This window comes from Nocardia sp. NPDC004168 (assembly GCF_040610355.1).
GTDB lineage: Bacteria > Actinomycetota > Actinomycetes > Mycobacteriales > Mycobacteriaceae > Nocardia > Nocardia sichangensis.
On sequence record NZ_JBEXME010000001.1, the window covers coordinates 211,313 to 233,147 of the forward strand.

General features: G+C 69.1%; 20 protein-coding genes. 11 read left to right on the forward strand and 9 right to left on the reverse strand.

Features of this window, described 5'->3' with window-relative positions; genetic code table 11:
- The first annotated feature begins 42 nt into the window (after positions 1 to 42).
- The 3 genes from ABZW96_RS01040 to truB are packed head-to-tail and all read left to right on the forward strand — an operon-like array spanning position 43 to position 2,627.
- Entirely contained in the window at positions 43 to 1,002 is a 960-nt protein-coding gene (locus ABZW96_RS01040) for a metallophosphoesterase (RefSeq protein ID WP_355070098.1), read from the forward strand.
- Between the two features lie 57 nt (positions 1,003 to 1,059).
- Entirely contained in the window at positions 1,060 to 1,728 is a 669-nt protein-coding gene (npt, locus tag ABZW96_RS01045) for a 4'-phosphopantetheinyl transferase Npt (RefSeq protein WP_355070100.1), read from the forward strand.
- The gene (gene truB / locus ABZW96_RS01050) at positions 1,728 to 2,627 is read left to right on the forward strand and encodes a tRNA pseudouridine(55) synthase TruB (RefSeq protein ID WP_355070102.1); all 900 of its coding nucleotides are present in this window, start codon (positions 1,728 to 1,730) and stop codon (positions 2,625 to 2,627) included. The genes npt and truB overlap by 1 nt, the downstream gene beginning before the upstream one ends.
- Positions 2,628 to 2,835: 208 nt before the next feature.
- Here truB and ABZW96_RS01055 read toward each other — a convergent pair whose 3' ends face one another.
- From ABZW96_RS01055 to ABZW96_RS01065, 3 genes are read right to left on the reverse strand one after another with little or no spacing between them, the layout of a single operon-like run.
- Complete coding sequence (locus tag ABZW96_RS01055) at positions 2,836 to 3,501, reverse strand: GntR family transcriptional regulator (RefSeq protein WP_355070104.1); 666 nt, start codon at positions 3,499 to 3,501, stop codon at positions 2,836 to 2,838.
- Positions 3,488 to 4,219, reverse strand: a complete 732-nt coding sequence (locus ABZW96_RS01060; RefSeq protein ID WP_355070106.1) for a maleate cis-trans isomerase — start codon at positions 4,217 to 4,219, stop codon at positions 3,488 to 3,490. The genes ABZW96_RS01055 and ABZW96_RS01060 overlap by 14 nt, the downstream gene beginning before the upstream one ends.
- Before the next feature lie 14 nt (positions 4,220 to 4,233).
- Positions 4,234 to 4,974 carry an Asp/Glu/hydantoin racemase gene (locus ABZW96_RS01065; RefSeq protein WP_355070108.1) on the reverse strand — a complete coding sequence of 247 codons (741 nt, stop codon included), beginning with the start codon at positions 4,972 to 4,974 and terminating at the stop codon, positions 4,234 to 4,236.
- Positions 4,975 to 5,060: 86 nt separating this feature from the next.
- Here ABZW96_RS01065 and ABZW96_RS01070 point away from each other — a divergent pair, with 86 nt between their 5' ends.
- Together ABZW96_RS01070 and ABZW96_RS01075 are read left to right on the forward strand one after the other, a co-directional pair.
- A complete protein-coding gene (locus ABZW96_RS01070; RefSeq protein ID WP_355070110.1) occupies positions 5,061 to 6,026 on the forward strand; it encodes a D-2-hydroxyacid dehydrogenase in 966 nt (321 codons plus the stop codon).
- Between the two features lie 12 nt (positions 6,027 to 6,038).
- Positions 6,039 to 7,439 (forward strand): amidase, encoded by a 1,401-nt coding sequence (locus ABZW96_RS01075; RefSeq protein ID WP_355070112.1) that lies wholly within the window; start codon positions 6,039 to 6,041, stop codon positions 7,437 to 7,439.
- 47 nt (positions 7,440 to 7,486) lie between these two features.
- Here ABZW96_RS01075 and ABZW96_RS01080 read toward each other — a convergent pair whose 3' ends face one another.
- Positions 7,487 to 7,981 (reverse strand): DUF3830 family protein, encoded by a 495-nt coding sequence (locus tag ABZW96_RS01080; protein ID WP_355070114.1) that lies wholly within the window; start codon positions 7,979 to 7,981, stop codon positions 7,487 to 7,489.
- Positions 7,982 to 8,040: 59 nt separating this feature from the next.
- Entirely contained in the window at positions 8,041 to 9,282 is a 1,242-nt protein-coding gene (locus ABZW96_RS01085) for an aminotransferase class III-fold pyridoxal phosphate-dependent enzyme (protein ID WP_355070116.1), read from the reverse strand.
- 134 nt (positions 9,283 to 9,416) lie between these two features.
- On the opposite strand from ABZW96_RS01085, the gene ABZW96_RS01090 reads away from it, so the two are divergent.
- Together ABZW96_RS01090 and ABZW96_RS01095 are read left to right on the forward strand one after the other, a co-directional pair.
- Positions 9,417 to 10,889: an NAD-dependent succinate-semialdehyde dehydrogenase gene (locus tag ABZW96_RS01090; RefSeq protein ID WP_355070118.1), complete on the forward strand. Its 1,473-nt coding sequence runs from the start codon at positions 9,417 to 9,419 to the stop codon at positions 10,887 to 10,889.
- Positions 10,890 to 10,899: 10 nt separating this feature from the next.
- Positions 10,900 to 11,982, forward strand: coding sequence for a tartrate dehydrogenase (locus tag ABZW96_RS01095; RefSeq protein ID WP_355070120.1), 1,083 nt, complete (start codon positions 10,900 to 10,902; stop codon positions 11,980 to 11,982).
- A 272-nt stretch (positions 11,983 to 12,254) separates the two neighbouring features.
- Here ABZW96_RS01095 and ABZW96_RS01100 read toward each other — a convergent pair whose 3' ends face one another.
- The 4 genes from ABZW96_RS01100 to ABZW96_RS01115 all read right to left on the reverse strand — a co-directional run bounded on the left by ABZW96_RS01100 (position 12,255) and on the right by ABZW96_RS01115 (position 15,293).
- Positions 12,255 to 12,923, reverse strand: a complete 669-nt coding sequence (locus ABZW96_RS01100; RefSeq protein ID WP_355071001.1) for a metal-dependent transcriptional regulator — start codon at positions 12,921 to 12,923, stop codon at positions 12,255 to 12,257.
- Between the two features lie 210 nt (positions 12,924 to 13,133).
- A complete protein-coding gene (locus ABZW96_RS01105; RefSeq protein ID WP_355070122.1) occupies positions 13,134 to 13,628 on the reverse strand; it encodes a hypothetical protein in 495 nt (164 codons plus the stop codon).
- Positions 13,625 to 14,812, reverse strand: coding sequence for a PLP-dependent aminotransferase family protein (locus ABZW96_RS01110; protein WP_355070124.1), 1,188 nt, complete (start codon positions 14,810 to 14,812; stop codon positions 13,625 to 13,627). The genes ABZW96_RS01105 and ABZW96_RS01110 overlap by 4 nt, the downstream gene beginning before the upstream one ends.
- Position 14,813: 1 nt before the next feature.
- Positions 14,814 to 15,293, reverse strand: coding sequence for a cupin domain-containing protein (locus ABZW96_RS01115; RefSeq protein ID WP_355070126.1), 480 nt, complete (start codon positions 15,291 to 15,293; stop codon positions 14,814 to 14,816).
- A gap of 403 nt (positions 15,294 to 15,696) precedes the next feature.
- Between ABZW96_RS01115 and ABZW96_RS01120 the strand changes: the two genes are divergently transcribed.
- The 4 genes from ABZW96_RS01120 (at position 15,697) to ABZW96_RS01135 (ending at position 21,788) form a co-directional block, all read left to right on the forward strand.
- Entirely contained in the window at positions 15,697 to 16,668 is a 972-nt protein-coding gene (locus ABZW96_RS01120; RefSeq protein ID WP_355070128.1) for a bifunctional riboflavin kinase/FAD synthetase, read from the forward strand.
- Between the two features lie 227 nt (positions 16,669 to 16,895).
- Positions 16,896 to 17,165 carry a 30S ribosomal protein S15 gene (gene rpsO / locus ABZW96_RS01125; protein ID WP_039799352.1) on the forward strand — a complete coding sequence of 90 codons (270 nt, stop codon included), beginning with the start codon at positions 16,896 to 16,898 and terminating at the stop codon, positions 17,163 to 17,165.
- A 955-nt stretch (positions 17,166 to 18,120) separates the two neighbouring features.
- Positions 18,121 to 20,409, forward strand: a complete 2,289-nt coding sequence (locus ABZW96_RS01130) for a polyribonucleotide nucleotidyltransferase (protein ID WP_355070130.1) — start codon at positions 18,121 to 18,123, stop codon at positions 20,407 to 20,409.
- A gap of 38 nt (positions 20,410 to 20,447) precedes the next feature.
- Positions 20,448 to 21,788 (forward strand): pitrilysin family protein, encoded by a 1,341-nt coding sequence (locus ABZW96_RS01135; protein ID WP_355071003.1) that lies wholly within the window; start codon positions 20,448 to 20,450, stop codon positions 21,786 to 21,788.
- Positions 21,789 to 21,835: the final 47 nt, after the last annotated feature.

Consider the following 21,835-nt stretch of genomic DNA (forward strand, 5'->3'; position numbering starts at 1 on the left):
CCGGTGCGCGCGAATCCGAAACGATGTGCCAAGGTAGGTGTGGTGATACCCAAGTTGATGGCGGTGAGCGACATTCATGTCGGGCACCAGGGGAATCGGCCGGTCGTCGAGCAGATCAAGGCGGACTCGCCGGAGGACTGGCTCATCGTGGCCGGCGACGTGGGGGAGAAGACCGAGGACATCCGGTGGGCGCTGGAGCTGCTGCGCCGCCGGTTCGCCAAGGTGATCTGGGTGCCGGGCAATCACGAGCTGTGGACGACGGCGAAGGACCCGGTGCAGATGGTCGGGGTGGCACGCTACGACTACCTGGTGTCGATCTGCCGCGACCTGGATGTGTTGACGCCGGAGGATCCGTTTCCGGTGTGGCAGGGCGCGGGCGCGGAAGAACACGGCGGAGCGGTCACGCTGGTTCCGATGTTCCTGTTGTACGACTACTCGTTCCTGCCGGAAGGAGCCACCACCAAAGCGGAGGGTCTGGCGATCGCGCGTGAGCGCAACGTGGTGGCCACCGACGAATTCCTGCTCTCGCCGGATCCGTACCTGACCAGGGACGCGTGGTGCCATGCCCGGGTGCAGGTGACCAAGCGCAAGCTCGACGCGCTCGCCCCGGGCACCCCGGTCGTCCTGATCAACCACTTCCCGCTGGTGCGGCAGCCGACCGACGTGCTGTTCTACCCGGAGTTCGCGCTGTGGTGCGGCACCGAACTCACCGCGGACTGGCACACCCGCTACAACGTGGTCTGCTCGGTCTACGGTCACCTGCACATCCCGCGGACCTCGCACTACGACGGCGTCCGATTCGAGGAGGTCTCGCTCGGCTACCCGCGCGAGTGGCAGCGCCGCGGCCTGCCCGAGCGATTGCTGCGCCAGATCCTGCCGACCCCGCAGTATCCGCCGGGCACGCTGAACAAGTGGGGCGGACACTTCCAGGTGACTCCCGAGATGGAAGCCGCCGCCGCGGAGATGCGCAGCAAAGCGCAGCAGCGGCGCGGGCTGGCGTAGTCCCACGCACATGGCGCTGCGATCCCACCCGGTGCGGCTCGACTACGCTCGTCGGTGATGATCGAGAACATTCTGCCCGCGGGTGTGGCCTCGGCCGAGTTGCTGGCGTACCCGGAGGATCTGCGGCCGCATCCGGCGGAGGAGCATCTCATCGCCAAGTCGGTGGAGAAGCGGCGCCGTGACTTCATCGGCGCGCGGCATTGCGCCCGCCTTGCGCTCACGCAACTCGGTGAGCAGCCGGTCGCGATCGGCAAGGGCGAGCGCGGCGCTCCGGTGTGGCCGCGCGGAATCGTCGGCAGCCTGACCCACTGCGACGGCTACCAGGCCGCCGCGCTCGGTCACAAACTGCGGTTCCGTTCCATCGGCATCGACGCCGAGCCGCACGCCACCCTGCCGGACGGCGTACTGGACTCGGTCAGCCTGCCGCCGGAGCGGGAATGGCTGAAGACCACCGAGTCCGAATTGCACCTGGACCGGTTGCTGTTCTGCGCCAAAGAGGCCACCTATAAGGCGTGGTTCCCGCTGACGCTGCGCTGGCTCGGCTTCGAGGACGCGCACATCACGTTCGAGATCGAGGACAGCTCCGCCGCTTCCGGGCGCGGCAGCTTCCATACCGAACTGCTGGTGCCGGGGCAGACCACCGACGGCGGCACGCCGCTGATCGCGTTCGACGGCCGTTGGCTGATCACCGACGGGTACATCCTGACCGCGATCGCGCACGTCTGATGGACGGACTCGGCGGGCTGCTCGTCATCGACAAGGCCGGTGGCTGGACCAGTCACGACGTCGTGGCGAAATGCCGGAAGCTGCTGCGCACCAAGAAGATCGGCCACGCGGGCACGCTCGATCCGATGGCGACCGGTGTGCTGGTGCTCGGCGTGGAACGCGCGACCAAACTGCTCGGCCTGCTCACCCTGACCACCAAGGCGTACACCGCGACCATCCGGCTGGGGCAGGCGACCAGCACCGACGACGCCGAGGGCGAGGTGCTGGCCACGACACGGGCCGGTCATCTCGCCGACGCCGACATCGCCACGCGCACAGCCGAACTGACCGGGAACATCGAGCAGGTGCCCGCCACCGTCAGCGCGATCAAGGTGAACGGCGAACGTGCCTATGCCCGCCACCGTGCGGGCGAGGACGTGCAGTTGGCCGCCCGCCCGGTCACGGTGTCGCGGTTCGACGTGCTCGCGCGGCGCGATGTCGGCGATTTCGTCGACCTGGACGTGGTGGTCGAATGTTCCTCGGGCACCTACGTGCGCGCGCTGGCCAGAGACCTGGGCGCCGGGCTCGGCGTCGGCGGCCACTTGACCGCGTTGCGCCGCACCAGCGTCGGGCCGTTCACGCTCGAGCATGCACGCACCTTGGACGATCTGGCCGCCGCCGCTGAGTCCGGCGTGCCGCCACTGAGCCTCGATATCGATGCCGCGGTGCGAACGGCGTTCCCGCGCCGCGACATCGATGACAAGCAGGCCGACGACCTGCGCAACGGACGTTGGCTGGCTCCGGCCGGAATGGCCGGTGTCTACGCCGCCATCGATCCGGAAGGCCGCGCTATCGCCCTGCTCCGGGAATCCGGTAATCGCGCGTCCTCGGTGATGGTCGTCCGCCCCGCCAATCTCTGATCCCGGGCGACAATGGTCGACCACCTCGCGGTCAGGAGTTGGTCGATGATGCGAACCGTTGCGGCGATGGCCGCGGTCCTGGTCGGTGGCGCGGCGCTGGTCGGCGGCGCCGCCGGGGTGGGAAAGCCGCCTGCGGCGGCCGTGGCCGGGTAGCGGCGGCGAAGGTGATCCGCGTGCTGCTGGACTTCTTGTCGCGGTGAGCCGGCGTTCAGGAGCCGATCTGGTGCCGGAGGCGTTGCACGGCGTCGTCCATGTGCTCGACGAGCAGAGCGCGGGCGCGCGCGGGGTCGCCCGCGCCGATCGCGTCGCGCAGGCCGATGTGTTCGCGGGACTGTTCCCGCAGGTCCGGATAGGTCGTCTGCAAGGCGCCCAAGCACATGCGCGTCTCGATCAGCAAGGTGCGAGCCGCGCGTACCAGCCGCGGACTGGCCGCACTCTCCACCAGCGCCTCGTGGAAGGCCTGGTCGGCCTCCGACACGCCGACCGCGTCGCCGCGTTCGGCGCACGCGATCATCTCCTCGACGCTGGGACCGAGCGCCTCGTAGGCGATGGGGCGGCGACCGTCCAGGATCAGCTCCAGCGCGCCGCCCTCCAGTGCCGTCCTGGCCCGGTAGATGTCGACGACGTCGTCGAGGCTCAGTTCGATGACGAAGATGCCGCGGTGGCGGATGCTGCGCAGCAGACCCTCGGACACCAAGCGCTGCATCGCCTCGCGCACCGGCCCGCGCGAGACCGCGAACCGCGCCGCGAGGTCGGCCTCGCCGAGCTGCGACCCTGGCGCGAGACTGCCGCGCATGATCGCCTCGCGGAGCCGATCTGCGATCATCTCCGCGGTCGACTGCCGGTTCACCGGCTCGAAATCAACGACGGACATCGATCTGCCTTTCCGCGAACAAGGTCCCGAATCCGGGAACGACCGGCTCGGCGCCGGCCAGCCGCAGCCCTGCCCAGATCGTGACCTGATTGGCCGTCAGCACCGGTTTGCCCAGCGTAGCCTCCAGGTCCGGCAGCACCGCCACGGTGTGCATCGCGGTGTCGGGGATGAGCAGCGCCTCCGCGTCGGGATGGTCGTTGTCCGCCGCCAGCCGCAGCACCTGGGCCGGGGTGAGGGTGCCGACCTCAGCGGCGGTGTCGATCCCCGCGCTGGACATCGAGACGACGTCGATGCGCGCGTCGGCGAGGAACTCCACGAACAGCCGGGCGACCTCGTCGGGATAGCTGGCGGCGACCGCGACGGTGCGCAGTCCCAGCGTGTGCACGGCGTCGGCGAACGCGATGCTGGTGCTTGTCGCCGGGACGCCCGCGACCTCGGCCAGCGCGCGCACCTGATCGCGCGCGCCCTCGGGTCCGTAGACGAAACTGCCCGACGTGCAGGCCCAGACGATCGCGTCGGGGCGGTGCCGGGCGAGCAGCGAGGCGCCGAGGCGCAATTTCTCCGGGCTGCCCAGTTCGAGCAGTTCGGGGACGGCGTGCAGATCGGTGCCGTAGATGTGGGCCACCGGAAGGTGCGCGCCGAGCGCTGCCGCCGCGAGCGGGTAGTCGTCCTCGGCCGCGTGGTCGGGGTAGATGAAACCGACGGTGGGTGCGTGCATGTGATGTTCTTCCTTCAGAAAACGTTGAGCAGCCACTTGCCCGGGCCCATCATCGGGAGCTTCATCCGGCCGAGACATGCCCACATGGTGAGTTGGTTGGCGGTGAGCACCGGCTTGCCGAGGGCTTTCTCCAGCGGCTCGATCACGTCGTACGTGGGCAGGTTGGTACAGCTGACGAAGACGGCCTGGGCCCCGGGGTCGTCGGCGCCGACGATGCGTTCGGCGATCGTGCGATAGCTGACCTTCCAGATGCCGCCGCCGAGCCCGAGGTGATCGGAGCGGACCACCGTGCAGCCGGCTTCCGCGAGGAACTCGTGCAGCCGGTGGGTGAGGATCTCGTCGTACGGGGTCAGTACCGAGATCCGGGTGAGGTCCAGATGGCGGATCGCTTCGAGCAACGCTCCCGAGGTGGTGACCGCGTCCAGCGCCCCGGCACGGCAGATGGTGTCGCGCAACGACTTCTCGTAGGCGAGGCCTTTGATGAAACTGCCCGATGTGCACAGGTAAGCCACGACTTCGGGTTCCACGTGCAGGACGTTGCGGGTGGCCGCGGTGAGATGCGCCGCGTCGGAGACCAATTCGGCCATCTCCAGCGACACCGGAACCGGTTCGTAGGGGGTACGGGCCAGGTGCAGACTCACCTCCAGAGGCGCCCAGCGCCAGAGCTCTCGTTCGAGGGCGAGGTCGAACGGTGCGATGATCCCGATACCCCGTTGTGCAACGGGCCCCTCGAGGTCGGGAAAGCTCAAATCCACTACGGCCCCTCTCGCGCTCAGCCGGGACGACCTCCGAACACGATCGGATTGTTGACAATCATACGATGTGATCTTAGTGTGTCAATGTGGAACAGGGCCCGATTGTCGTCGTCCTGCACAGTGACAGTGTGCCCGACGACGAACGAATGGACCGAGTAGCAGGCCGCGCCACCATCCGGTACACCGAGGCGCCCGGGTTGGCGAACGCCCTGCGCGGAGCGGAGATCTTGTTCGTCTACGACTTTCGCACCCGGGCGCTGCCCGGCGCCTGGCATGCCGCCGACCGGCTGCGCTGGGTGCACATGGGATCCACCGGCGTCGATCCGGCGATGTTTCCCGAACTGCGGGCGAGTGACGTGGTCGTGACCAACACCAGAGGCGTCTTCGACGCCGCGATCGCCGAGTACGTGCTCGGGCAGATTCTCGGTTTCGCCAAGGACCTGTCCGGTTCGTTGCTGCTGCAACAACGGCACGAGTGGCGGCATCGGGAATCCGAACGGGTCGCGGGGTCGACGGCGCTGATCGTGGGCACCGGCTCGATCGGGCGTCATATCGCCCGATTGCTGCGCGCGGTCGGCATGACCGTGCGCGCCGTCGGCAGGCGGGAGCGCGCGGCGGACCCGGATTTCGGCGAGGTCACCACCGATCTGCACGCCGAACTGGCCCGCGCCGATTACGTCGTCGCGATCGCTCCGCTCACCGAGCGGACCAGGAACATGTTCGACGCCGCCGCCTTCGCCGCGATGAAGCCGCACGCCAGGTTTGTCAACGTCGGCCGCGGGGAACTCGTTGTGACCGACGATCTCGTCGCCGCGCTGCGCACCGGATCGATCGCCGCGGCGGCGCTCGATGTGGTGGACCCCGAGCCGCTCCCCGCCGATCACCCTCTGTGGGAACTGCCGAACGTCCGGATCACCCCGCACAACTCCGGTGACTTCATCGGATGGCGCACCGAGATCGTCGACGCGTTCACCGAGAACTTCGACAACTGGATCGCCGGACGTCCGCTGGACAACGTGGTCGACAAAAGGCTGGGGTACGTGCCCGGCTGAAGGAGCCCATCCATGAGCTACCCCGACAAGAACCAACCCACCGACCCGACCGCCATGACCGCGGTCGAGCTGGTCTCGGCCTACGCGGCGGGCGCGCTGTCGCCCGTCGAGGCGACCGAGGCGATCCTGCGCGCGATCGCCGATCGCGACGGCGCGCTCAACGCCTTCTGTCTGGTCGATCCCGATCGCGCCCTGGTGCAGGCGAAGGACTCCGAGGCGCGCTGGCAGTCCGGTCATGCCAGAGGGCTGCTCGACGGCGTGCCGATCTCGATCAAGGACGTCTTCCTGACCGAGGGCTGGCCAACCCGGCGCGGCTCCACGTCCATCGACCCGGCGGGACCGTGGCTGGTGGACAGTCCGGTGGCCGCGCGGCTGCGCGAGGACGGCATGGTCTTCCTCGGCAAGACCACCACTCCGGAGATCGCGTGGAAGGCGGTCACCGACAGTCCGCTGGCGGGTGTCACGCGGAATCCGGCCGACCCGTCCACCACCGCGGGCGGCTCCTCCGGCGGCAGCGCCGCGGCCGTCGCCGCGGGCATGGGCCCGGTGTCGGTGGGCACGGACGGCGGTGGCAGCGTGCGCATTCCGGCCGCCTTCTGCGGCATCGTCGGCTTCAAGCCCACCTACGGCCGCATTCCGCTGTTCCCGGCCAGCCCGTTCGGTCCGCTGGCGCATGCGGGACCGATGACGCGCACCGTCGAGGACGCGGCGCTGCTGATGGACATCCTGTCGCTACCGGATCCGCGCGATCCCACCGCACTGGCTCCCACGCTCACCGCCTTCCGCGCCGAAATGCAACGCGACGTGCGGGGATTACGCGTGGCGTACTCACCTGCGCTCGGCTACGCCACGGTCGACCCCGAGGTCGCCGCGATCGTGGAAGCGGCGGTGACCCGGCTGGCCGACGCCGAACTCCGGGTCAGCGCCGCCGATCCCGGATTCGCCGATCCGCGCGAGGCGTTCGAGCTGCTGTGGGCGGCCGGCGCGGCCACCATGCTGTCCGGGTACCCGGAAGGTACGCGCGAACGGGTGGATCCGGGCCTGCGGGCGGTCTGGGAGCGCGGTGAAACCGTCACCGCCGTCGAGTATCTCGACGCGCGCAACGTCGCGGCCCAGATCGGTATCGCCATGGGCGCCTTCCACAACGACTACGACATCCTGATCACTCCGACGGTGCCGATTCCCGCGTTCGAAGCGGGACACGACGTGCCACCGGGCAGCGGCCTGCGCAGCTGGCCCGAATGGACGCCGTTCACCTACCCGTTCAACATGACCCAGCAACCCGCGATCAGTATCCCGGCGGGCACGACTCGCGCGGGTCTACCGGTCGGGTTGCAGATCATCGGCCCACGCCACTCCGACGATCTGATCCTCGCGGTAGCCCGCTACGCCGAATTCGTGCTGGCTTCCTGAAAGCGAATGGCCCCGCGGAAGACCGCGGGGCCACTCGTCACCGTCGCTCAGGCGCGGGCGAAGGCGAGCGTCTCGCCCTGCACACCGTGCAACCACAGCGTGTTGCAGGCCGCGGCCATCTCGGCGAGCCCCTCCTCGATGGTGGCGAACACATTGCCGGGCACCCACCCCAGGTCGCCGTTGATCAGCAGGTTGTTGCGGCCATAGAACAGCGCGAGATCGGTCGCCCCGCGCTCATGCTCGGCCGCGGAACCGGGCTCGTAGCCGTAGGCCGGATTGCCGATCTCCCACGGCTCGAAATCGAACAGGCACACATCGCCGGGGATGGGCGTGACCGTCGGATTCTCCCGATGCGGGGCCGCGCCGATGCGCGGGAGCAGGGTGTACACCTCGTTGCGGGCGTACTTGGCGTGGAAGGCGTCGCCTTCCAGGGGCAGCGCGTTCCACACCGCGGCGCAGGTCTGCGGCGCTTCCTCGTCCAGCAAACGGGCGCGGCAGGTCACCGCGGCTTTGGTGAGCGTGATGGTGATGTAGCGGGCCATGCGGTCCTGCTTCCTGATCGGGCCCGCCGGGCGGGCACTGCGGACGGGTGGGGTGCGCGCTACAACTCGGCGAGCACCTCGGACCAGATCGCCAGAGCGTCCTCGATCTGAGTATCGGTCACGATCAGCGGCGGAATCATCCGCACCACGTTCATGTGCGCGCCGCAGGTCAACAGCAGCAGTCCCTTGTCCACCGCCGCGCGCTGGGCGGCCGCGGCGGTGGCCGTGTCGGGCTCGCCGGTGGCCGTGGTGAACTCGGCGCCCACGAGCAGTCCGAGGCCGCGGACGTCGCCGATCGCCTTGGTGGCGCTCTCGCGCATACCGCGCAGCAGTTGCGCCCCTCGGGCGGCCGCGTTGTCCACCAGCCCTTCGGATTCGATCACGTCGAGCGTGGCGATCGCCGCCGCGCACGCCACCGCGTTGCCACCGTAGGTGCCGCCCTGCGAACCCGGCCACGCCCGCGCCATCAGTTCGCGCGGCGCCGCGATGCCGGACAGGGGAAAGCCGCTCGCCAGGCCCTTCGCGATGGTGATCACGTCGGGCCGGACGCCGAAGTGCTGATGCCCGAAGAACTTCCCGGTGCGGCCGAAACCGGTCTGGATCTCGTCGAAGACCAGCAGGATGCCGTGCCGGTCGGCGCGTTCGCGCAGCCCGTGGAAGAACTCGGTGTTGCCGGGGACGTAACCGCCCTCACCGAGCACCGGCTCCACGATGAACGCGGCGGTCTCGGCGGGCGAGGTGAGCGTGGCGAACAAGTAGTCGAGTTCGCGCAGCGCGAAGGCGGTGGCCTCCCGCTCGCTCCAGCCATAGCGGTAGGCGGTGGGGAAGGGCGCGACGTGCACGCCCGGCATGAGCGGGCTGAACCCGGCCGAGAAGCGGGTGCCCGAGGTGGTCATGGTCGCGGCGGCCACGGTGCGGCCGTGGAAACCGCCGTGGAAGACGACGACGTTCGGCCGCCCGGTGGCCTGGCGCACCAGTCGCAGTGCGGCCTCGACCGCCTCACTGCCGGAGTTCGCGAAGAACAGCGTGTCCAGTCCTTCCGGAAGCACCGCGCCGAGCCGTTCGGTCAGCTCCAGCAGCGGCCGATGCAGCACGGTCGTGTACTGGCCGTGGATCAGCGAAGCGACCTGTGCCTGCGCGGCGGCGACCACTTTCGGATGGCAGTGGCCGGTGCTGGTCACGCCGATGCCGGCGGTGAAGTCCAGGTAGCGGCGTCCGTCGGTGCCGTAGAGGTAGCACCCCGCGCCGTGGTCGACGGTCACCGGAGTGGCCTGTTTCAGGATGGGCGAGAGCTCGGTCATGGTGGTTCGCCTCCCGGTGCGGGTGAGATGGAGGGCCATTGTCTATTGTCGGATTGTCGACAATATGCATAACATGGCCGCACGGGTCGCAGCAATGGCCGGACGCTGCGCGCTGCCGAAAGGAGCCACCGACCATGCTCACCGAAAGCGCGCTGAGCGCGCCCGAACGCGCCGCGATCGACACGGTGCCGCGCGGTTTGTTCGTCCAGGGGCAGTGGCGGGCGACGACCCGCACGCTGCCGGTCTTCGATCCGTCGACGGGTGGACTGCTGTGCGAAGTAGCCGACGCGACGCCGGACGACGGTCGCGCGGCGCTGGACGCGGCGTGCGCGGCGCAGGCCGACTGGGCAGCCACCGCGCCGCGCGAGCGCAGCGATCTGCTGATGCGCGTGCATCGCGCGTTGCTGGCCGACACCGACCGGCTCGGGCTGATCGCGACCCTCGAAATGGGCAAGCCGCTGGCCGAGGCGCGCGGTGAGATCGCCTACGCCGCGGAGTTCTTCCGCTGGTTCGCCGAGGAAGCCGTCCGCCTGGACGGCGGGTACATGCCCGCGCCGACCGGCGGCTCGCGTTTTCTGGTGGCCCGGCAGCCGGTCGGTCCGAGCCTGCTCATCACGCCATGGAACTTTCCCGTCGCCATGGGCGCGCGCAAGATCGCGCCCGCGCTCGCCGCGGGCTGCACCTGCGTCGTGAAACCCGCGGAGCAGACGCCGCTTTCGATGCTGGCGCTGGCTCAGGTGCTGGCGGACGCCGGGTTGCCGGCCGGGGTGGTCAACGTCGTCACGACGGCGGATCCCGCCGCGGTGATGACTCCGCTGATCCTCGACGACCGCTCGCGCAAGCTGTCGTTCACTGGCTCGACGGCGGTCGGCAAGCAGTTGCTCGCGCAGTGCGCGCAGACGGTGATGCGCACCTCGATGGAACTGGGCGGCAACGCGCCGCTGCTGGTTTTCGACGACGCGGATCTCGACGAGGCGGTCGAGGGCACGGTGGCGGCGAAGATGCGCAACATCGGTCAGGCGTGCACCGCCGCCAATCGGATTCTGGTTCAGCGCGGCGTCGCCGAGGTCTTCGCGCGCAGGCTCGCCGAGCGGCTGGCGGCCCTGCCGATGGGCCGGGGCACCGAGCCGGACGTCGTGGTCGGCCCGCTGATCGATACCGAGGCCGTCGCCAAGGTGCAGCGCTTGGTCGACGATGCCCGCGCCCGGGGGGCCGGGGTGCTCACCGGAGGGGCGGCCTGGGACGGACCGGGCACTTTCTATCCCGCGACCGTCCTGGTCGACGTCCCCGACGACGCCGAGTTGTGCCACACCGAGATCTTCGGACCGGTCGCCGCGATCGGCGTCTTCGACACCGAGGACGAAGCCGTGCGCCGGGCCAACGACACTCCCTACGGGCTGGTGAGCTACGTGTTCACCGAGAATCTCCGGCGCGGACTGCGGGTGTGCGAGGCGCTGGAAACCGGGATGGTCGGACTCAACCAGGGCGTGGTGTCGAATCCGGCCGCGCCCTTCGGCGGCGTCAAGGAATCCGGGCTCGGACGCGAGGGCGGGCTGACCGGGATCGACGAATTCCTGGAGACCAAGTACATCGGAGTGCGACTGTGAAGGAGTGCCAGTGAGCGAGTACCGCATCGCCACCATCCCGGGTGACGGGATCGGAGTCGACGTCACCGCGGCGGCGGTACGTGTGCTCGACGCCGTGCTGCCCGGTCTGGCATGGACCGAATTCGACTGGTCGTGCGAGAACTACGTGCGCACGGGCGCCATGATGCCGCCGGACGGCGCGCAGCGGCTCGCGGGCTTCGACGCGATCCTGCTCGGCGCTGTCGGCTTTCCCGGTGTGCCCGACCATGTTTCGCTGTGGGGCCTGCTGATCCCGCTGCGCCGCGCCTTCGGTCAGTACGTCAACCTGCGCCCGGTGCGCCTGCTGCCCGGCACGGAATCGGCACTGCGCGGCCGGACCGCCGACGATCTGGACATCCTCATCGTGCGGGAGAACTCCGAGGGCGAGTACTCGCGGATCGGCGGCATCCACAACGAGGGCCGCCCCGACGAATTCGTGCTCCAGGAATCGGTGTTCACCCGCACCGGATGCGAGCGAATCATCCGCTACGCCTTCGAGCGGGCCGCCGAACGATCCGGGCGATTGTGCTCGGCGACCAAGTCGAACGGGCTCATCCATTCGATGCCCTACTGGGACAGTGTGTTCGAACGCGTCGGGACCGAGTATCCCCAGGTGCGGACGCGGCAGATGCACGTCGACGCGCTGGCCGCCGAAATCGTGCTGCACCCGGACCGGCTGGACGTGATCGTGGGCTCGAACCTGTTCGGCGACATCCTCTCCGACCTCGCCGCCGCGGTGACCGGCGGGCTCGGCTTGGCGCCGTCGGGCAACGTCAACCCCGAGCGCACCGGCCCCTCGATGTTCGAGGCCGTGCACGGCAGCGCGCCCGACATCGCCGGTCAGGGCATCGCGAACCCCGTCGCGCAGGTCCTCGCGGGCGCGATGCTGCTGGATCATCTCGGCGAGTCCGCCGCGGCGGCCGCGGTGGACCGAGCGGTGTGCGACGTGCTCGCCGCGGGGGAGGTCCGCACCCCGGACCTCGGTGGCACCTCGACCACCGACGAACTGGGCGACGCCATCGCCGCCCGCGCGGCCGAGTTGGTGCGTCCCGCCCTCGGGGCCGATCTGGGCTGAGCCCGCGGCCGGAACCCTTGAAACCGGGGGGTTCGGAAGCGGTCTGGGCGGGATCGTTTCGCCAGTTTTCGGGCATCGGGCTTCGCGGTGGTCATCTATCGCCGGGCTCGAGTCGTCGCGTGGCCGGCGGAGGGCTGCGTGACCCCGGTCCTGCGCCATGCCGTTACCCAGTGCGGCACCGATGGCACGCCCGGCGGCATCCGAGCCCGACGCTGCCCGCCGCATCCGCTACCGCCGGTTCGGCGGAGTGGGCCTGATCTGTGGAGCCCCGGTCAGGCGGTGAGCCAGATGGCCTCGGCGGCGGGGCGCCCGAGGTCGGTCGGTGATTCGGTGGCGCCGATGCGGATGGCGATGGTGCCCGCGAAGTCGCGGCGTTCGACGACGGCGATGGCGGTGTCCAGGGCGATGCCGACGGAGTCGAAGTAGCGCAGCATGTCGGGATCGGCGTCGGAGATGCGCGCGACCCGGCCGGATTCACCGGCATGGAAGTCGCTGAGCTGGCGCGCGGGCGGGGTGGGCACCGCGCCGTCCACCGACGGGATCGGGTCGCCGTGCGGATCGCGATCGGGGTATCCGAGTTTGGCGTCGATCCGGGCCATCAGCAGCTCGGAGACCGCGTGCTCGAGCACCTCGGCTTCGTCGTGCACCTCGTCCCAGCCGTAGCCGAGCTCGTTCACCAGGAAGGTCTCGATGAGCCGATGCCTGCGCACCATCGCGACGGCGGCTCGGCGGCCCTCCGGGGTGAGGGCGATCGCGCCGTAGCGGGCGTGCTCGACCAACCCTTGGTCGGCGAGCTTGCGGACGGCTTCGGACACGGTCGAGGCCGATACGCCGATCCGTTCGGCGAGCAACTTGGTGGTCACCTTCTCCTGCGACCACTCCTGCGCGGTCCAGATGACCTTCAGGTAGTCCTGGGCGACCGACGAGAGCACAGGCGCGATCGTCGCGGTACCGCCGTGCGCATCGCCCGGCGCCGGGGCGTCGGCCAACTCGCGTCGAGTGGCGATATCTCGTTTACCTGGCACATACCCGAGCTTAGGCACTGGCGCGCCGATACACACATCCTCGACCTGCCGTCGGCCGATCGACAGCGAATCGCTATTCGCCGTTCACCCATTTGGAAGCGGTGGACCGATGCCGGTCCGCCTGGGTTATACCGTTCTCGACAGATCCAGCGTGTTCCGATGCGCGGCCACGCCGTCGAATCGGCGACCGGCCAACCGGGCGGTCGCGGGCGCGCCGACCGGCTCGCCGGACAACTCGTAGAACGTCGCCGTGGCGCGTCCGGTGAAGTCGTCGCCGGTCACGTCGAGTTCGAAGGCGACGATCCCTTTGCGGACTACGGCGGGGTCGGTGCGATCGACGGTGAACTCCAAGAAGGCGCCGGTGACCCGGTTGCCCGCGCCGTGCCAGGTGCCCATGCCGTTGCTGTCGCTCGTGGCGCGATTGCCGTGGTCGGGATTCGATTGCAGCATCGTGCCGCCAGGGTGGAACTGCATCACGTGGTAGCCGAACGGAGCGCCGTCGGCGCGAACCTCCCAGGTGCCGAGCACCGGATGCCGATCGCTCGCGCTGTGTTCGTTGCCGGCACGAGTTGGCCTCTGCGCGATCACGCTGCGCTGCCGCCTCCGGGCCTGACCACTCATACCGTCTCCCCGCAGACGAACGCCAGTGCGGCGATGCCCCGATCGATGGCGTCGCGCGGCACGTTCGCGAAACTCAGCCGCATGGTGTTGCGGTGCTCGGTGATGTCGTCGGCGTAGAACGCGCTGCCGGGCAGGAACGCGACTCCGTGCCGCAGTGCCCGCGCCAGCAGCGCGTCGGCATCGAAACCCGGCGGCCCCTCGACCCACAGGAACATCCCGCCCTCCGGCTCGACCCACCGGAACCCGGCCGGGAAATGCCGCTCGAGCGCGACCGTCAACGCGTCCAACTTGGCCGAATAGGCGTCGACGACATGAGCGAGGTGCGCGGCCCCGTCCGGACTGCCGAGAAATTCGGCCGCAATCGCCTGGCAGTATGTCGAGGTCTGCATGTCGATGCCCTGCTTCAACGCGAGCACGGTCCGCAGCAGATCCGGGGGCATAACGGTGATCCCGACGCGGATCGCAGGAGCGAGAGTTTTCGACAGGGACGTGATGTACACCGAGTTGTCCGGGGCGAAAGACGACAACGCGGGCGGTGCCACACCGCGATAGCGCAGGTCGGTGTAGACGTCGTCTTCGATGACCAGCGTGCCGTGGCGGACGACGATCTCGGCGATTCGTTCGCGCCGATCGACGGGCATCGTCCGGCCGGTCGGATTCTGGAAAGTCGGCAGTAGGTAGACGAACGCCGTATCGTATCGAGCCAGGGCTTCTTCGAGCGCTTCCGGAACGATGCCGAATTCGTCGGACGGCACCGCCACGACGGTCGCTCCGTGGCTGCGGAATTCCTTGACCGCCGGGCCGTAAGTGGGGGTTTCGACCAGAACCACGTCCTGCGGGTCGAGCAGCGCCAAACACACGTTGTGCAATGCGCCGGAGCCGCCGGTCGAGATATGCAGGCGCTCGAGCGTGCACTGAATATCGCGGCCGTGCAGAAGGTTTCGGGCTTCGTCCAACAGCGGAGCGAATCCCCGGGTCATGCCGTATTGGAGGACGGCGCTGCCGTATCTGCCGATGACCGTTTGCGCCAGCGTCGCCACGAGCTCGCTCGGCAGCAGAGCGGGATCGGGCGCTCCGACCGCGAAGGACACCACGTCGGGGCGGCCTGCCAGTGCCGCGAAGATATCGTCGATGGGACCGCTGGTCACCTCGGCCGCGCCGCGGCTGCGTTTGCCGACGGCCATGTCAGGCGCCCGCCGGCCCGCGCCGCCGCAGGCGGGCAACGGCTTCGGGCACGTGGGCGTCGTACTCCGGCGTCAGCACCACGTCGTCGTTGAACAGGGGATCGGTCCGCATTTCCACCGCGACCAGGTCCTCGGCATCGTCGAGGTTCACCGCCACGTGCACGACGCCGTCGGGGATGTAGATGAACTCACCGGGCCCGTGGAAATAGGGCGTCAGTTCCGGGCCGATCAAGGTGGCCGCTCGCCCGCGCAGGCAAACGACGACGATCTCGCTGTGCGCGTGATAATGCGCTTTCGACATCGCTCCCGGGGCCATGTTGACCATGCCCGCCGAAATGCCGGTGGCGCCACAGGTTTCCGTGGTGATGCAAGGAATGAGGCGTTGTCGTTGCCGTCCGATTGTTTCGGCCGCATCGGACGGTTTGATCACACGCACGTGCTTGACTGCGCTTTTCATGGCTACTCCGGGGCATTCCGTCATCGACGAATTGGACGCTAGACCATTCCCGCTGCTGGTGAGACGAGCTTGCGGGCCCGTGGAAAACCCGGGGTATATCGGCGCTTTCGCGAATCCGTCCGGTTAGTTTCCGGTGCGCGAAGACTTCCGCGGCGATGTCGCCGACCCCGACGTAGCGGCCCCGCGGCGCGCCGTCGTGCGACGGCCACGGCGACCTGCCGGTTATCCCACCGCCGCGGTTGCGGCACGAGTCGTGCCGCGGTTCGGATGATCCGACCGGTTCGCGGCGCGGCCGCGCGGCGCGCGACCTGCGCGCGGGGCCCCGGCGCGGTTCGCACTTCCACGTCGGCTCACGGCCGCGCAACCGTTGTGTGAGATCAGCACGCCCGAATACTGTTCGCTACCTGATTTGCGTAGGCTGCGCACTGTGCAGAGATGGCGAAGTCTCGACGAGGTGCCCGCGGACTGGGGGCGCTGTGTCCTCACGATCGGTGTGTTCGACGGTGTGCACCGCGGCCACGCGCAGCTGATCAGCCGGGCCGTGAAGTCCGCCGCCGCGCGCGGCGTGCCCGCGGTGCTGATGACGTTCGATCCGCACCCGATGGAAGTGGTCCGCCCCGGGTCACACCCCGCGCAATTGACCACCCTGACCCGCCGCGCCGAACTGGCCGAGGAACTGGGTGTCGACGTGTTCTGCGTCATGCCCTTCACCCAGGAGTTCATGAAGCTGACTCCGGCGAGCTATGTCCACGACCTGCTGGTGGAGCGGCTGCACGTGGTGGAGGTGGTGGTCGGCGACAACTTCACCTTCGGCAAGAAGGCCGCGGGCACGGTCGAGACCATGCGCGAGCTCGGCAAGCGATTCGGTTTCGAGGTCGACGGCGTGACGCTGCTCGCCGAACACGCCGTGACCTTCTCCTCGACTTATATCCGCTCGTGCGTCGACGCGGGGGACATGGCGGCCGCCGCCGAGGCGCTCGGGCGTCCGCACCGGGTGGAGGGCGTCGTCGTACACGGTGACGGCCGCGGCAAGCAACTCGGCTTCCCGACCGCGAACGTCGCGCCGCCGATGCATGCCGCCATTCCCGCCGACGGCGTGTACGCCGGGTGGTTCACCGTGCTCGGCCCCGGCCCCACCATCGGCACCGTCACCCCGGGCGAGCGGGCCATGGCCGCCGTCTCGGTGGGCACCAACCCGACCTTCTCCGGACGCGCCCGCACGGTGGAGGCGTACGTGCTCGACGGCGAGGCCGATCTCTACGGTCAGCACGTCGCGGTGGACTTCGTCGAGCACATCCGGGGCCAGCGCAAATTCGACTCGGTGGACGAGCTCATCGAGTGCATGGGCCGCGACGTGGAGACCGCGCGCAAAATCCTCACCGCCGTCGACGCCCGCTGAGCGTCGGGAATTCCGAACTCGAGCGGATCGCTGTAGCGGCGGGTCTCGTGCTCGATCAGCGCGGGCGAGCGTCGTTGCCCGGATGGGACTCGGTCGGCCCGCGATTTCGGCGGGAAGATCCCGGTCCGGTAGGGTGGTCCCTCGGGTTTGCTGCGGTCCGCGGTGGCGCCCGCACCCGGGTAACCGGACATTCGAGCGCGGAACTGAGAAACAGGAGTGGATGCCCCATGGCACTGACCACCGAGCAGAAGTCGGCGATTCTCGCCGAGTACGGCCTGCACGAGAAGGACACCGGTTCCCCGGAGGCGCAGATCGCGCTGCTTTCCAAGCGCATCGCCGACATCACCGAGCACCTGAAGAAGCACAAGCACGACCACCACACCCGCCACGGCCTTATGGCGCTGATCGGTCGTCGCAAGCGGCTGTCGAAGTACCTGCAGGACAACGACATCAACCGCTACCGTTCGCTGATCGAGCGGCTCGGGCTCAGGCGCTGATTTCCAGCGCCTGCGGCGCTGGGTGTTCGCCGCCCCTTCATGGCTCGCGTCCGAGCGGCCACTGCTGGCGACTTCGTCGCGGACGCAGCGGCCACTCGGACGCGAGCCGGGCGGCGAACGGAACAGGCTTGGTCTCGCTTCGCTCGAAGACGTGGTCGAGGTGAGCTGAGCGCGCCTTGTGCTGACGGTGCGGTCCGGGTGGCGGGACCGTGTTGTCAAGGGTTATCCGTCGGCGGGGCCTTGTTGTCGGGAGTTATCCGCCGACGAGGCCGTGTTGTTCGGGAAGTATCCGTTGGTGGGGCTGCGGTGTCGGTTCGTTCGTTCGCCGTCCGGCGGGGCCGTCGATGGAGAGTTGCTGTTCTAAGCGTTCGGGTCGCCGCTGGTAACCATTGCTCGTGGTGCTTTCGCGCTGCCGAGTCGTGCACGCCTACGTGCTCGTGAGGCGATCCGTCGTGGTTCATACGGACCCGACGCGGGCCGGGGGTTGTTGCGCCTGCCGCGTCAGAAATCAGGGGTATCGGTCCGGCCCTGCTTGCGCGGTTTCCGGCCGTGGCCACCGGGCAGCCGGTGCGCCGATGGACGGAGCGGTAGGCGGCTGCTCGACACGGGGGTGTCCGAGGCGGTCGCTGGTTCGGCCAACGGGGAGACGTACAATCGCACCGTTGGTTATATGTGTACAGGGGTGCGGATTGCCCCCGTCGCACGACAACATTGCACAGCCGTATGCACCCGTCGCGTGGCGTCGGTCTTCGGTAGTGGCCTATCGGCAGCGAGTTGGCGCCGTCGGGCTTCGATCGATGACCGCCTCCGCGTCGCCGTGTCCAAGGGGATTCGGCCGGGTGTGCGCGCCGCAGCCAGGAGGGTTGCCGCGCGTCCGTACCCGGTACGGCTGACGACAGCCGGATCGCGCCAGCGTGCGCTGGAGCCGGCGAAGACGAGAGGTTGAGAGAGAAGAATGACCGAAACAACTGAACGCAAGAGCTCGGCCGTCGAGGTCGAGCCGGGCGTGTTCGAATCCGTAGCGCTGATCGACAACGGCAGCTACGGCACCCGCACCATCCGGTTCGAGACCGGACGCCTCGCCAGGCAGGCCGCCGGTTCGGTCGTCGCCTACCTGGACGACGAGACCATGCTGCTGTCGGCCACCACCGCGGGCAAGCAGCCCAAGGACCAGTTCGACTTCTTCCCGCTGACGGTCGACGTCGAGGAGCGGATGTACGCCGCGGGCCGCATCCCCGGGTCGTTCTTCCGCCGCGAGGGCCGCCCCTCCACCGACGCGATCCTGACCTGCCGCCTGATCGACCGTCCGCTGCGTCCGTCGTTCGTCGACGGCCTGCGCAACGAGATCCAGGTCGTGGTCACCGTGCTGAGCCTGGACCCCAAGGACCTCTACGACGTGGTGGCCATCAACGCCGCGTCCGCGTCCACCCAGATCGCGGGCCTGCCGTTCTCCGGCCCGGTCGGCGGCGTGCGCGTCGCGCTGATCCACGACGGGGCGGGATCCCAATGGGTGGCCTTCCCGACCACCGAGCAGCTCGAGGGCGCGGTATTCGACATGGTCGTCGCGGGCCGCGTGGTCGAGTCAGGTGACGTCGCGATCATGATGGTCGAGGCGGAGGCGACCGAGAACGTCATCGCGCTGGTCGACGGCGGTGCGCAGGCGCCGACCGAGGCCGTCGTCGCCGAGGGGCTCGAGGCCGCCAAGCCGTTCATCGCCCGCCTCTGCCGCGCGCAGCAGGACCTGGCCGAACTGGCCGCCAAGCCCACCGAGGAGTTCCCGCTCTTCCCGCCGTACGGCCGGGACGTGTACGAGGCCGTCGAGGGCACCGCGAAGCGTGAGCTGGGCGAGGCGCTGAGCATCTCCGGCAAGCAGGAGCGCGAGGAGAAGATCGACGAGATCAAGCTCGCCGTGCTCGACCGCCTGGCCGACGACTACGCCGGGCGGGAGAAGGAACTGGGCGCGGCATTCCGCTCCGTCACCAAGAAGCTGGTCCGCCAGCGGATCCTGTCCGACGGCTTCCGCATCGACGGCCGCGGGCTCGCCGATATCCGCGCGCTGTCCGCCGAGGTCGCTGTGGTGCCCCGGGCGCACGGCTCGGCGCTGTTCGAGCGTGGCGAGACCCAGATCCTGGGCGTCACCACGCTGGACATGGTGAAGATGGCCCAGCAGGTCGACTCGCTCGGCCCGGAGACCAGCAAGCGCTACATGCACCACTACAACTTCCCGCCGTTCTCCACCGGCGAGACCGGCCGGGTGGGTTCGCCCAAGCGTCGCGAGATCGGCCACGGCGCGCTGGCCGAGCGGGCGCTGATTCCCGTGCTGCCCAGCCAGGAGGAGTTCCCTTACGCCATCCGTCAGGTGTCGGAGGCGCTGGGATCCAACGGCTCCACCTCGATGGGTTCGGTGTGCGCCTCCACCCTGTCGCTGCTCAACGCCGGTGTGCCGCTGAAGGCGCCGGTCGCCGGCATCGCGATGGGTCTGGTGTCGGACACCATCACCAACGACCAGGGTGAGGAAGAAGTCCGCTACGTCGCGCTGACCGACATCCTCGGCGCCGAGGACGCCTTCGGCGACATGGACTTCAAGGTCGCGGGGACCCGCCAGTTCGTCACCGCGTTGCAGCTGGACACCAAGCTGGACGGCATCCCGTCGCAGGTGCTGGCCGGCGCGCTGAGCCAGGCCCACGACGCGCGCACCACGATCCTGGACGTGATGGCCGAGGCCATCACCACCCCGGACGAGATGAGCCCGTACGCGCCGCGCGTCACCGCGATCAAGATCCCGGTCGACAAGATCGGCGAGGTGATCGGCCCCAAGGGCAAGGTGATCAACCAGATCACCGAGGACACCGGCGCCAACATCTCCATCGAGGACGACGGCACCGTGTTCGTCGGCGCGACCGACGGCCCGTCCGCGCAGGCCGCGATCGACGCCATCAACGCCATCGCCAACCCGCAGCTGCCGAAGGTCGGCGAGCGCTTCCTGGGCACGGTCGTCAAGACCACCGCCTTCGGCGCGTTCGTCTCGCTGCTGCCGGGCCGCGACGGTCTGGTGCACATCTCCAAGCTGGGCAACGGCAAGCGCGTGGCGAAGGTCGAGGACGTGGTGAACGTCGGCGACAAGCTGCGGGTGGAGATCGCCGACATCGACAACCGCGGCAAGATCTCGCTCGTGCCGGTCGAGGAGAACGCCGAGGAGACCGGCGACGACACGGCCGATGCGGGTTCGGCCGGGACCGAGTAGTACTTGTCTCTGTGACGAAGAAGAAGACGACAACCCCTCTGCTCAGCACCGGGCAGGGGGGTTCGTCACTCGAGCTGCGGGCGGACTCGGACAGCGGCGTGCGGCGTACCGTACTGCCCGGCGGATTGCGGGTGGTCACCGAGCATCTGCCCGGGGTGCGTTCGGCGTCCGTGGGTGTTTGGGTCGGTGTCGGGTCGCGTGACGAGGGCCCGAGCGTCGCGGGAGCTGCCCACTTCCTGGAGCACCTGCTGTTCAAGGCGACGCCGACGCGGTCGGCCCTGGACATCGCCGAGGCGATGGACGCGGTCGGCGGCGAGCTGAACGCGTTCACCGCGAAGGAGCAGACCTGCTACTACGCGCATGTCCTGGACGACGACCTGCCCTTGGCGGTCGACATGGTCTCCGACGTGGTGCTCAACGGCTTGTGCCGGGCCTCGGACGTGGACGTGGAGCGGCAGGTGGTGCTCGAGGAGATCGCCATGCGCGACGACGACCCCGAGGACCTGGTCGGCGACTCCTTCTTGGCGGCGTTGTTCGGCGATCATCCGATCGGGCGTCCGGTGATCGGCTCGATCGAATCCATCGAGGGGATGCGGGCCGCGCAGCTGCGGTCGTTCCACCTGCGGCGTTACCGGCCGGACCGGATGGTGGTCGCGGTCGCGGGCAACGTGGAGCACGACCACACCGTGGAATTGGTGCATCGTGCCTTCGAGAACCGGCTCGACCTGGCGGCGGCGCCCGCCCGGCGGCGCGAGGGCCGGTTCCGCCCACACGGCGACCCGCAGCTGCACTGGAGCCATCGCGACAGCGAGCAGGCTCATCTGGTGTTCGGCGTGCGCGCCTTCGGGCGGCACGAAGGGGACCGGCGCTGGCCGCTGTCGGTGTTGAACACCGTGGTCGGCGGCGGGTTGAGTTCCCGTCTGTTCCAGCGCATCCGGGAGGAGCGCGGACTGGCCTATTCGGTGTATTCCAGCGTGGACACCTTCGCCGACACCGGAGCGTTCTCGGTCTACATCGGCTGCCAGCCGGAGAACCTCGGTCAGGTGGCGGCACTGGCCCGCGGCGTTCTCGAGGAAGTCGCAGCCGACGGCATCAGCGACGCCGAGTGCGCCCGCGCCAAGGGCTCGTTGCGCGGCGGGCTGGTGCTCGGTCTGGAGGATTCGGCCTCGCGCATGAACCGGTTGGGGCGCAGCGAACTCAGCTACGGCAACCACCGCACCGTGTCGGAGACCTTGGCCCGCATCGACGCGGTCACGACCGAGGAAGTGTCGGCCGTCGCGCGGACCTTGCTGGCGCGGCCGTTCGCCGCGTCGGTCGCCGGACCGTACAAGCGCACCCGTGATCTGCCCGCTGCCGTCCGGCGGCTGGTGCCGAGCTGATCCGCACGCGGGCGCGGGGTTGCCGCTTGGCGGAGCATCCCCCGCCG